10 protein-coding genes are annotated in these 12,934 nt (G+C 47.1%); 3 read left to right on the plus strand and 7 right to left on the minus strand.

The features are described from left to right. Positions 1-476: 476 nt before the first annotated feature. The 3 genes from Q4Q54_RS06275 to Q4Q54_RS06285 form a co-directional block, all read right to left on the minus strand. On the minus strand, positions 477-1,832 hold the full coding sequence (locus Q4Q54_RS06275; RefSeq protein ID WP_063884501.1) for a glutamine synthetase family protein: 1,356 nt from the start codon (positions 1,830-1,832) through the stop codon (positions 477-479). 2 nt (positions 1,833-1,834) lie between these two features. Next, positions 1,835-2,596: a gamma-glutamyl-gamma-aminobutyrate hydrolase family protein gene (locus Q4Q54_RS06280; protein WP_011846116.1), complete on the minus strand. Its 762-nt coding sequence runs from the start codon at positions 2,594-2,596 to the stop codon at positions 1,835-1,837. Between the two features lie 433 nt (positions 2,597-3,029). Then, entirely contained in the window at positions 3,030-3,578 is a 549-nt protein-coding gene (locus Q4Q54_RS06285; protein ID WP_006080693.1) for a cupin domain-containing protein, read from the minus strand. A 236-nt stretch (positions 3,579-3,814) separates the two neighbouring features. Here Q4Q54_RS06285 and Q4Q54_RS06290 point away from each other — a divergent pair, with 236 nt between their 5' ends. Further along, positions 3,815-5,122, plus strand: a complete 1,308-nt coding sequence (locus Q4Q54_RS06290; protein ID WP_311987987.1) for an FAD-binding oxidoreductase — start codon at positions 3,815-3,817, stop codon at positions 5,120-5,122. 257 nt (positions 5,123-5,379) lie between these two features. Here Q4Q54_RS06290 and Q4Q54_RS06295 read toward each other — a convergent pair whose 3' ends face one another. From Q4Q54_RS06295 to Q4Q54_RS06310, 4 genes are all read right to left on the minus strand, one after another. Further along, entirely contained in the window at positions 5,380-5,892 is a 513-nt protein-coding gene (locus Q4Q54_RS06295) for a DUF2937 family protein (RefSeq protein ID WP_311987988.1), read from the minus strand. A gap of 99 nt (positions 5,893-5,991) precedes the next feature. Continuing rightward, positions 5,992-6,849, minus strand: a complete 858-nt coding sequence (locus Q4Q54_RS06300) for a sulfurtransferase (RefSeq protein WP_311905065.1) — start codon at positions 6,847-6,849, stop codon at positions 5,992-5,994. Positions 6,850-7,062: 213 nt separating this feature from the next. Further along, positions 7,063-7,476 (minus strand): septal ring lytic transglycosylase RlpA family protein, encoded by a 414-nt coding sequence (locus tag Q4Q54_RS06305; protein WP_220593019.1) that lies wholly within the window; start codon positions 7,474-7,476, stop codon positions 7,063-7,065. A gap of 738 nt (positions 7,477-8,214) precedes the next feature. After that, the gene (locus Q4Q54_RS06310; protein WP_006085008.1) at positions 8,215-9,711 is read right to left on the minus strand and encodes an aldehyde dehydrogenase; all 1,497 of its coding nucleotides are present in this window, start codon (positions 9,709-9,711) and stop codon (positions 8,215-8,217) included. A gap of 279 nt (positions 9,712-9,990) precedes the next feature. Between Q4Q54_RS06310 and Q4Q54_RS06315 the strand changes: the two genes are divergently transcribed. Further along, entirely contained in the window at positions 9,991-11,355 is a 1,365-nt protein-coding gene (locus Q4Q54_RS06315) for an aspartate aminotransferase family protein (RefSeq protein ID WP_259527129.1), read from the plus strand. Positions 11,356-11,424: 69 nt separating this feature from the next. Then, positions 11,425-12,915 (plus strand): CoA-acylating methylmalonate-semialdehyde dehydrogenase, encoded by a 1,491-nt coding sequence (locus Q4Q54_RS06320; protein ID WP_311987989.1) that lies wholly within the window; start codon positions 11,425-11,427, stop codon positions 12,913-12,915. Positions 12,916-12,934 lie beyond the last annotated feature (19 nt).

Genomic DNA, 12,934 nt, shown 5'->3' on the forward strand with positions numbered 1-12,934 from the left:
CGGCACGGGATCCATGCCACCTTTATATCTTGCTGCAATTTGTTAAGTATCAGGTTTCGTGCCAAATTTTCGAGGCATCGGTATTGCATTAACACTCAAAAAATTAGACTAGATATGACACTGCTTGTACATATTGCAACATTAAGGCAAATGCCTCAAGTCCCTAAGTAATCGCAAAAACCACTAAGATAAAACACATTTTAAATATGACTAACAATTAGTTAGCGACTCTAGCAAACGAGCGACTTAAAACAGTTAGGCCTATTTCACTTTTCTAGCGGACACACATCTGAATTGAATAATCACTTTAATCAACAAGCCATTAAAAACCATCAGATTATTTAACAAGTGAGTTGCACCGGTTGGGTGCAACTTCACTAAAACAGTGCAAATCACCATCTTGTTGTTACCGACGCTAACCTCAGATTTGTCTGGGTTAACGCGGTAACACAGCTAGTGCACTTAATCCAAAAACATTACACAGTGAGCAATAGGAATTCACGTTCCCATGAACTGACCACACGGCGGAAGTTTTCAAGTTCAGCCTGTTTCACCGCCACAAAACCTGTGGTGAAGGCTTCACCTAAATACTCCTTACAGGCATCACTTTCTTCCATCGCCGCTAAGGCTTCTTCTAAGGTAAGCGGTAAACAATGGGTGTTGTTGCTGCGGCTTTCGTTGGCTTTACCTTGCACTGGCGTAGAAGGTTTTAGCTCCTCAACCATACCGATATAACCACACAATAAGCTCGCGGCAATGGCCAAATAACAGTTTGCATCGGCGCCGGGAATCCGGTTTTCGATACGACGGTTTTGTGGCGAAGACTCGGGAATACGTAATCCACAGGTGCGGTTTTCATCGCCCCACTCTAAGTTCACTGGCGCCGAAGTACCGGGTAGGAAACGACGGAAAGAGTTTGCATTGGGCGCCATCAGCGGCAGCAACTCAGGGATGAATTTTTGCAGACCGGCAATATATCCCAAGAATAACTGGCTCTTAGTGCCATCTTCATTGGTGAAAATATTTTTGCCCGTCTCTTTATTGATCACACTCTGGTGAATGTGCATTGCACTACCAGGTTCGTCAGTCACAGGTTTAGCCATAAAAGTAGCGCAAACATCGTGCTTAAGTGCCGCTTCGCGCAAGGTGCGTTTAAAGATAAACACTTGATCAGCAAGGGACAATGGATTGCCGTGGCTGAAGTTAATCTCCATCTGAGCTGGGCCATCTTCATGGATTAAGGTATCGATATCTAGACCTTGAAGCTCACACCAATCGTACATGTCTTCAAACATAGGATCGTATTCGTTGGCAGCATCGATAGAGAAAGACTGGCGACCCGCTTCGGGGCGACCTGAACGGCCAATAGGTGGCTTTAGAGGTAAATCGTGGTCGTCACTACGACGGGTCAAATAGAACTCCATTTCAGGAGCGATAACCGGTTCCCAGCCCTGTTCGTCATAGAGAGACAAGACTTTTTTCAATACGTTACGTGGTGACAGCTCAATCGGATTACCCATTCTGTCGTAGCAATCGTGGATCACCTGCGCCGTGGCTTCGATGGTCCAAGGCAACATAAAGACAGCGTTTTCATCGGGAACACAGACAAAATCGATGTCGGCTGCATCGAGCAAACTGTAGTAAACATCTTCATTCACAAAATCGCCGGTGACGGTTTGTAACAGCACGCTTTCGGGCAAACGCATGCCTTTTTCATCGAGAAACTTATCGACTGGTGCAATCTTGCCGCGGGCGATGCCAGTCATGTCACTGATAACACATTCGACTTCTGTGATTTTTCGTTCTTTTAAAAAAGCGATTAGCTTATTCATTATTATTTCACTCGAGTTGTAGCCCTGCGCCGGCATGCATCACCGAAGGCATTGAAAAGGGAGAGGTAAAACGGATTTTCGCTCACCTTCCACTCTGGATGCCATTGCACACCGAGGGCAAATTCTTTAGTACCTATTACGGAGAAAGCCTCCACTAACCCATCTGGAGCATAAGCTTCTGGCCGCAACCCAACACCCAGACGCTCCACGCCTTGAGTATGCACAGAGTTGACCTCTGCAGAGTTACGGCCCCAGGCCTCGTAAATAAGCCCCCCGGGCTCAACAGTAATACTGTGAGAAGCCCCATATTGCACATCTAAGGATGCGGTTTTATCTTCTCTATGTTCAATAAAGCCACCCACCTCATATAGCTTCTGGTGCAAACTGCCACCAAAGGCCACATTCATTTCTTGAAAACCGCGACAAATACCTAATACAGGTACCCCAGCAGCAATAGCGGCGTGGATCAGCGGCAAAGTCGTCGCATCACGTTTAGGATCATGGTGTGTACCAAGCTCGCTCGGTTGGCCTGCATAAAGATGGGGTTCTACATTAGAAGGAGAGCCAGTAAACAAAATACCGTCAAGACGTTCTAAAATCATGTCTATCGGTAAATCGCCGCCTAACGATGGGATCACTAACGGCCAGCCTTTCGCGCCATTAACTACACCTAAAAGGTATTTTTCACCAACAATATTAAAGGGATGTGAACCCAGTTGTTGATTACAAGCAATAACACCTATGAGGGGCAAATCGGCTGACATATCTCACCTTTAGAATTCGTTTTACTAGCATAACGAACACTTTGTCTTTAAATGTTCATTTTTTCACACAGTACACCGAAATTTCACACTAGGCAAGAGGTTAAGCACTTGTTAAAGATTATTTCATCCACTTGTGTTTAATAAGCATAAATAACATGTAGTTAAACCTATATTTTGGTTATTTAATGTTATTTCATGTGAATAAAATAGTGCTTCAGCGGGCAAAAAGCTCACTTTTAGCAGCGTAAATTAAACCGTATTCGCGCTAAATTTGAACCAATATTATTTACACAAAGAAGAGGATATATAACAAATATGACAGGATTAGAAAGGAGGTAAATCCGCAGTTGTGTTGAATAACAGTATTACGCCACTCACTTCTAGTGAATAAGTGGCCTAATATGTTGAATAATAGGGTAAGTTGATGACTTAACTAGAAGTTCGCAGGCGTAGTCGCACTCACCAGACGGCAAGGTTCATCAAAGGGATTGCGGAATCTATGGGGCACTTCACTGTTAAAGTAGTAACTGTCACCCGCTTCCAAAATATACACTTCATCACCCACAGTGAGTTCGAATTTACCTTCGATCACCATGGCAGCCTCTTCACCTTCGTGCTTCAGCATTTCTTCACCCGTATCTGAACCGGGCGGATAAATCTCACTCATTACTGACATAGCGCGATTCGGATAATCACGGCCGATCAGTTTAAATTCAAGTGGTCCAGTGCCGATATCCAGTAATTCATTGGATCGATAGACGACCTTTTGCTCACTATCCGCAGAGGCTTCAATGGAGAAAAAATCCACTAAAGACATAGGGATACCCGACAGCACTTTTTTTAGAGAGCTGACTGACGGGCTAACACTGTTTTTCTCGATCATTGAAATCGTACTGTTAGTCACACCAGCACGTTTGGCCAATTCTCGTTGAGATAAGCCTTTCATTTTTCGAACAGTTTTGAGGCTGGCTCCAATATCCAAATTTCACATCCCCCTGAAGGCTCGGGTCAACCCCGATAGATGACGAACAGGTTGTTCAGGATAAACACCATCCAGAACGCATTTTCGCCCAAAAAGCGCGTGTTTTAATGCTTTCATTGTATTCTACATAAAAAGCGTGTTAAATAAAACGAACACTTTTTTGCGTCATGTTAAAAGTGTGATGAGTATACTGAGACAAGTCCAATTTACAATAAAAACAATTTTTTGGAGCCATAATGGCAAGCAAACCTCCAGTGCACAGCGAACAGTACCCACACTCTTATTATGTTGATACTGCTAAAGAAATTTACGCGCACCCACAACTCGAAGGCAATATCAGTGCCGATGTCTGCATAGTGGGCGGCGGCTTTAGCGGTATCAATACCGCCATAGAACTCGCACAGCGCGGCATGAGTGTCGTCCTATTAGAAGCCAAGCGCATTGGCTGGGGCGCATCGGGGCGAAACGGCGGCGAACTCATTCGCGGCATAGGCCATGACCCTTCGCAATTTCACAGTGAAATAGGCACTGAAGGTGTTCAAGCAATTCAACAGATGGGCTTTGAAGCCGTCGAAATTGTGCGAAATCGCATACAAGAACACAGTATCGACTGCGATCTGCAAATGGGTTACTGCGACTTAGCAGTTAAACCTCGCCACATGGATGAGCTTGAAGAAGAATTTAGCGCACTCAAGGCCATGGGTTATCAGCAAGAAATCAAGCTGTTAACTAAGCCACAATTAGGTGAAGTCATAGGCTCAGATTTTTATCAAGGTGCGCTGGTCGATATGGGCAGCGGCCATTTACACCCGCTGAATCTTGCTCTGGGTGAGGCACGTGTCGCCCGTAATCTCGGCGCGCAGTTATTTGAATACAGCGCCGCCGAAAAAATCATTCAAGGCGCTAAACCTAAGGTCATGACCGCCAAGGGCGAAGTCACTTGCCAATACTTAGTACTGGCTGGCAATGCCTATATTGGCCACAAACTTAACAGTTTTGTTGGGGGTAAAGTATTACCCGCTGGCAGTTATTTATTGGCGACCGAGCCCTTAACTGAGGCCCAATGCGCGAGCATTATCCCGCAGAATATGGCCTTCGCCGATATGCGAATTGCCTTAGATTACTTTCACTTATCCGCAGATCGTCGACTGCTGTTTGGTGGCCTTTGTACTTATTCGGGTAAAGATCCCAAGGATATTGAAGCGGCACTGAGACCGAATCTGGAGAAGGTGTTTCCACAGTTAAAAGGCGTGCGCATCGATTATGAATGGGGCGGCATGATAGGCATTGGGGCTAACCGTATGCCACAAATTGGTCGCCTGCCCGATGCCAATAATATTTTCTACGCCCAAGCCTATGCAGGACATGGCGTGAATGCCACTCACATGGCGGCAAAACTACTGGCCGAGGCCATTTGCCAACAGGCGGGACACTTCGATGTGTTCGCTAAAATCAAACACATGACCTTCCCCGGCGGCCCGACATTCCGCTCACCTATGCTCGCGGCTGGCATGCTGTATCACAGATTTAAAGACTTGTTTTAAAAGCTTATTTAAAGCACTTTTTCAAGAACAGATGTTAAGAGCTGGTCTTAAGGGCTGGTTTTAAGCTCTAACGCATGATGCCCATCGGATAAACAATCCGATGGGCATTATTGTTGTAAGCACGAGCCATTTAACCACTCGTCATTTAGATACGAGTCATTCAACTGCAAGTCATTCTTTACTATTAAGGCTGCAACAACGCTAAGCCTCGCCTAAGAGATAGCCTCGGTCTGAGAACCATAACGGCTTTTTAAAAGCTAATTTGCTCTCGCTAATCTCTGCCGCTTTCTACGCCTTGCCCACAGGATAAAAGGGATAGACCCGAGATAATGCACGACTAACGCCACCACAACGCCAAAACCAATCCCACTGATGGTTAAAGGTATTCCTGGCTTAAAGTTACTGACGGTTTTCTCAAGATAATCAAAGCGAACGGGATTAAACATATAGGCAGTTTTCTCAAACAAATTGCCCGTGTTAAACATCGCCAAGCCTTGTGTTAACTCTTTATAAAGCGCGATTGTCTGTACCTTTTGCTCGGCGTCGGCACGCACGCTAGGCTCCTCATTTTGCTGGTGACGGGCAATCATGGCCTCAGCATCGGCATAATGATATTCCTTAGCCGTTGCCTCGTAGCCTTCTACCTGCCATTGGGTCGATGCATAGAGTCCAGCGAGAAATTGCTGATAATGATCAGCCAGTTGCGGCAACTGCAAGGCAATCACAAGAATCAACCCAAAAACCAACTTCTCAATCAATCTGCCTATCAAGGGATCCTCCTTGGTGATCTAGCCAAACAACGCAGCGGTTATGACACCGCAATGACATAATGCTCAAAACTGTACTGACTCAATCAATGCACGGCACAATTAGCACTCAATTGGCAGATCGGTACGACTGCCCCAATCCGCCCACGAGCCATCATAGAGGATGGGATGTGTATGCCCTGCCGCAACCGAAGCCAAGATCAAAATACACGCCGTAATCCCAGAGCCACAGCTAAATATCCGTGCGGACTTGTCCGCTGCTAGCCCTTGATAAATAGCCTGTAACTCACTGGTCTTTTTGATTTTATTGCCATCAAGCACTTGAGCGAAGGGTAAGTTAACCGAGCGAGGAATATGCCCTGAGCGCACACCGGGGCGCGGCTCACTCACTTGGCCTAAAAAGCGTGGCGCACCACGGGCATCGACAATCGCGGTTTCGGCATCTTCGATACGTGATAACACGGCCTCGGCATCCATCACCCGCTCGGGGTGGTATTGCAGCACATCAGCTAATGTATCGATATCCGTCGGGCCGTAATCGACGCCTTCGGCTTGATAACGCGATGAGGTGATGCGGTCTTCTTCAATCCACTGAGGCAAGCCACCATCGAGTACATAGACTCGATTAAAACCCATAACTTTAAAGGTCCACCACGCCCGTGGAGATGAATAAATGCCTTGGTTATCATAGATAACAATCACACTGTCGGCCTCAATCCCAAGTTGCGCTATCCCTTGGCTGAATTGCTCAAACGTCGGCAAGGCATGGATTTGAGTTGAAGTCTTATCGCAAAACACATTTTCCAAGTCGAATCGACGTGAGCGCGGAATGCAAATAGGCTCATCGTAAACTAGGGGCTCTTTACCAATAACGGTTTCCATACTGGCATCGAGCAAGACTAAATGGGGATCGGTGAGGTGTGCTTCGAGCCACTGCGTACTTACTAGTGGGTATTCCATAGCGGGTCCTTTTACTGTTATCCAAATCTGCCGCTAGTCTCTCACCAAATGCCGTAAAGCCCAAATATCGGCTTAACAAATTGTCTGCTTTGGGATTTTATTTAAAAGCGTCGACTCGGTTTAATACACTCAATCATTAAATTGCGGCGAAGCAGTGTTTCAAGATAGCTTTTCGAGACAGCCCTTTCGAAATAATCCTTTTCAATATAGCCGCTATTTAATCACTTCAATTTTCACGTCAATCAAACCAGAGGAAGTGTTGCCTATGCTACTGAACGCCGATTTAGACAGATCAATTATACGACCACGCACGAAAGGCCCTCTATCATTGATTTTCACAATCACACTTTTGCCGTTATCGACATTGGTGACCTTAACGTTCGAGCCAAAGGGTAACTTTTTATGCGCCGCTGTCTTTAATTTATGCTGGTAAAGCTCACCACTGGCCGTCTTCCTATTTTGATGTTTATCCCCATAAAAGGAAGCCTGACCCGATTCAGTGAATCCCACCCAGTTACCATTCTCCCCCGTCTGCATTGAAGAACAGCCAGCCAAAAAGCTTAGCAATGCCAGCACAGCTAGTTTCACGAAATTGAACTGCCTAATTGGGTTTTGAAGTGCATTCATTTGAAGTGCATTCACATGACACCCTCTCTAATGAGTGAACGCTTTGCTAACGAGCAATAGACTCAGCAAAAGTCACGGGGAAAATAACGAACAACCTTAGATGGCAAAGCTCGAAGCTTGCATCCTAGAAGATCAAAACCAGAAACAATAAATTTCCACGAGGCTACAGCAGTTGCACGCTAAAATCACGTACTTACAGGTGAATGCTCTCTGTTTGAAGTCAAAAGGTTGCGGACATACTGACTTAAAAACAGACAGAATAGCGTTAAAAATAGAGGCCTAGTACGACTAAATAACTTGTTTGAAAACTTAAATGCTGACCCCTACTGATGGGCAAGCCATGGTGTTCACTCACCGACACGCAGCAAGTCCGTCCGTGGATGCTCGACCGCCCCATCCATGGGGCGGACGGTCGTCTCGCTAATCACCATAGCTCACCTTTTTGGCATTAACATAACCTGTAGATTTAAAAGCTTTACGCAGCACGCTTTTGGACATGAATGTTTTAGAAGGGCCCTCAGGGATACTTCTTGTGAAATAAAGGGAGGTGGCGAGTCACAGGGGAAACAATGGCAATTAATGCGTAATGCACGCAACTCAACTGTCTTGCTTTGGGATAAGCCGCCCTAAAAATAAAAAACCTCTTTCCATGTAATATGAAAAGAGGTTTTAGTATTGAGCGAAAGCGGCTCCTTCTTTTATATAGACAAAAAAAGAGCAGTTATAAAAACAGAGCGTTTATAACACGATCCAAGTCGCTTTCAGTTCTGTGTATTTGTCGAAGGAGTGCAGAGATTTATCTCGGCCATTACCTGACTGTTTATAGCCACCAAACGGCGCTGTCATGTCGCCGCCATCGTAATGGTTGATCCATACCATGCCAGCGCGCAGGGCTTTGGCGGTTTTATGGGCCTTGCTTATATTCGATGTCCACACGCCAGCGGCTAAACCGTAAATAGTATCGTTGGCGATTGATATCGCTTCTTCCATGCCATTAAATTCAATGACAGATAACACAGGGCCGAAGATCTCTTCACTGGCAATTTTCATTTGGTTGTTTACGTTAGAAAATACCGTTGGCTGCACATATACACCGCCCGTATCGGCCATGACTTGGCTGCCACCGTGGACTAAGGTCGCACCTTCATCTTTACCCGCTTTGATGTAACTGAGTACTGTGTCTAACTGTTGTTTATCAACAACGGCGCCGCTCACAGTGGCAGGGTCGAGTGGATGACCCGGATGCCATGAGGCTAACTCCTCTGCGATAAGCGCGATAAGCTCATCTTTCACCCCGGATTCCACCAGCAAACGCGAACCTGCGGTGCAAACTTCACCTTGGTTAAAGGCAATCGCTTCGGCCGCAGCAACAGCAGCGGCTTTCAGATCTGGTGCGTCATTAAAGACGATATTGGGGCTCTTGCCTCCCGCCTCTAACCACACGCGTTTCATGTTCGACTCGCCAGCGTAAATCATTAATTGCTTGGCAATTTTTGTCGAACCTGTGAACACCAACGTATCCACATCCATATGCAGAGCTAAGGCTTTACCCACAGTATGACCAAATCCTGGCAACACGTTGAGAACGCCCTGTGGGATCCCGGCTTCTATGGCGAGTTGCGCCATGCGGATAGCCGTTAAAGGTGACTTTTCAGAGGGTTTTAATACTACACTGTTACCCGTGGCAAGTGCAGGCCCGAGCTTCCAACACGCCATCAGCATAGGGAAGTTCCACGGCACAATTGCAGCGACAACACCGACAGGTTCACGGGTGATCATGCCAATTTCATTGTGAGCGGTTGGTGCGAGTTCATCGTAAATTTTATCAATCGCCTCGCCAGACCAGCGAATCGCACGGGCGGCGCCCGCCACATCCACTGCTTTGGAGAAACGGATCGGTTTACCCATGTCGAGGGTTTCTAACAATGCGAGTTCATTGGCATTTTCTTCGAGTAATTCGGCGAAACGTATCATCACTTGTTTGCGCTTTACCGGAGACTGCTGTGACCAAACACCAGACTCAAATACGCTGCGGCCATTGGCAACCGCAAGATTGGCGTCCGCAAGATCGCAACTCGCCACTTTTACCAGCAAGCGGCCATCGATAGGGCTAATACAATCAAAGGTGTTACCCGAAACGGCATCTTGGTATTCGCCATTGATAAACGCCTTCCCATTAATAGACAGGCTGGCAGCAAGACTTTCCCATTCGCTGCGTTTCTTCGGTGTGCTCATGATGACCTCTTAATAGTTCGCATAGGTGTGGTTTATCGTTCATCGACAAGAAATAGTGACCAGTGACGACATTAGCGCAAATGCTACACATCATCACAGTCGTAATCCGAGCTTCAGATTACGCTGTTTGAGCAATAAAATTCAATATTTTTTACAAAAATAGCTTTTTTGCCACAAATAACTGCACACAGCTCTTCCATGTTCATTATTTCTAACATAGCATAGCAAATATTAGCCACCCTAAAACAAGACCTGAAAATACAGGACAAGGTAGACACTATGGCCGATTTGCCGCTCAATTCCTCAAGTGATGCTTCACATCAATCTTCAACTGAGCATCCCTCACTTGAACATTTCTGGATGCCTTTTACCGCCAACCGCCAATTCAAAGCCAACCCGCGGTTACTCACCAAAGCGGAAGGCATGTATTACACGGATATTGATGGCAATAAGGTATTAGATGCTACCGCCGGTTTATGGTGTTGTAACGCAGGCCATGGTCGCAAAGAAATCAGCGAAGCGGTCAGCAAACAAATTAAAGAGATGGACTACGCGCCCTCCTTCCAAATGGGTCACCCTATCGCCTTTGAACTTGCCGAGCGCTTAGTCGAGCTAAGTCCTGAAGGATTAAACAAAGTCTTCTTTACTAACTCAGGTTCTGAGTCCGTCGATACAGCACTTAAGATGGCACTTTGCTATCACAGAGCCAACGGTCAAGCCTCACGCACTCGCTTTATCGGGCGCGAAATGGGTTACCACGGTGTCGGCTTTGGCGGCATCTCTGTGGGTGGGTTAAGCAATAACCGCAAAGCATTTAGCGGCCAATTACTGCAGGGCGTCGATCACTTACCTCATACCTTAGATATCCAAAATGCGGCATTTACCCGTGGACTCTCACACTTTGGCGCTGAAAAAGCCGAGATATTAGAACAGCTTGTTACCCTGCATGGCGCCGAAAACATTGCCGCCGTAATCGTTGAACCAATGTCGGGTTCAGCAGGGGTGATATTGCCGCCACAAGGTTACTTAAAACGTCTGCGTGAAATCACTAAAAAGCATGGCATCCTACTGATTTTTGATGAAGTCATTACCGCTTTTGGCCGCGTTGGCGCCGCCTTCGCGAGTCAGCGTTGGGGTGTTATTCCAGACATTATCACCACGGCTAAAGCCATCAATAACGGTGCGATTCCTATGGGCGCAGTGTTCGTGCAAGATTTTATCCACGACACTTGCATGCAAGGCCCTAATGAACTGATTGAGTTCTTCCACGGCTACACCTATTCCGGTCATCCAGTCGCTGCAGCGGCGGCGCTTGCCACCCTATCGATTTATGAGAATGAGCAATTATTCGAGCGCAGTTTTGAGCTTGAACGCTACTTTGAAGACGCCGTGCACAGCCTCAAAGGGTTGCCGAATGTGATTGATATTCGCAACACAGGGCTAGTCGCTGGGATTCAATTCTCCCCTAACGCTCAAGGCGCGGGTAAACGGGGTTATGGCGTATTTGAACACTGCTTCCGTCATGGCACTTTAGTGCGAGCCACGGGCGACATTATTGCTATGTCACCGCCACTGATTGTCGATAAACGCGAGATAGACCAAATGGTTAATAGCCTAAGCGATGCCATTAACGCCGTTGGATAATAGCGCCAGCTGTTCGTTCCACTCTCACATTTAACACCCCGCTGCGGCGGGGAACATCAAAGGTTAACTATGCTCAAGATCACTCACTTTGTTAATGGTCAGCACACCCCTGCCAGTACCAGAACCCAAGATATTTTTGAACCCGCCACGGGTGAACTACGTGGCCAAGTCTCACTCGCAAGCGAAACCGAAGTGGGTGAAGCCATCGCAATCGCTAAAACCGCCTTTGAAACATGGTCACAAGTCACGCCGCTCAACCGCGCTCGAGTGTTATTTAAATTCAAAGCCTTAGTTGAGCAGAACCTAGATGAAATGGCGCAGCTTATCACCCGCGAGCACGGCAAAGTGATCGACGATGCTAAGGGCGAGTTGATCCGTGGTCTCGAAGTGGTCGAGTTTGCCTGTGGTATTCCGCACTTGCTTAAAGGTGAACACACCCAGCAAGTCGGTGGCGGGGTCGATTCTTGGTCAGTTAATCAAGCTTTAGGTGTTGTCGCAGGCATAGCGCCCTTTAACTTCCCCGTGATGGTTCCCATGTGGATGTTCCCAATCGCGATTGCCTGCGGTAACACCTTTATTATGAAACCCTCAGAAAAAGACCCAAGCTCGGTGATGCGTATTGCTGAGCTGCTTAAAGAAGCGGGTCTTCCCGATGGCGTGTTTAACGTTATTAACGGCGACAAAGAAGCCGTCGATACCTTACTCACCCATAAAGATGTGCAAGCGGTGAGCTTTGTGGGCTCAACGCCTATTGCCGAATACATCTACAGCACAGCCTCTAAACATGGCAAACGCGTGCAAGCCTTAGGCGGCGCGAAAAACCATATGTTACTCATGCCAGATGCGGATTTAGATCAAGCAGTTAGCGCCTTAATGGGTGCAGCTTACGGCAGTGCTGGCGAGCGTTGTATGGCAATTTCAGTCGTGCTGGCAGTAGGCGATGTAGGCGATGCGTTAGTGGAAAAACTGCTACCGCAAATCCAAACCTTAAAAGTCGGCAACGGCCTGACGCCAGAGATGGAAATGGGTCCGCTGATCTCAAAACAGCACCTTGCCAAGGTCACCCAATACGTTGAAGCCGGTGTGCAAGAAGGCGCAGCGCTGCTGGTCGATGGCCGTAAACTGAGTGTTGAAGAAAATCAACAGGGTTATTTCCTCGGCGCCTGTTTGTTCGACCACGTCACGCCTGAAATGAGCATCTACCGCGAAGAAATCTTTGGCCCAGTGCTAGCGATTGTGCGCGTGAAAGATTACCCAACGGCGCTTGAGCTGATTAACCAACACGAATTTGGCAATGGCACGGCGATTTTCACCCAAAGTGGTGAAGCGGCGCGACATTTTTGCCACCACGTGCAAGTCGGTATGGTTGGAGTGAACGTGCCGATCCCGGTGCCAATGGCGTTCCACAGTTTTGGCGGTTGGAAGCGATCACTCTTTGGGCCGCTGCATATGCATGGTCCAGATGGCGTGCGTTTTTATACCAAACGTAAGGCAATTACTGCCCGCTGGCCCGTAGGTAAACAGACTCAAGCCGAGTTTGTAATGCCTACGATGAAATAGCCGAATGTCAGCTCAACAA

Source organism: Shewanella sp. SP2S2-4, from assembly GCF_031932025.1.
In the GTDB taxonomy this organism is placed as follows: Bacteria; Pseudomonadota; Gammaproteobacteria; order Enterobacterales; family Shewanellaceae; genus Shewanella; species Shewanella baltica.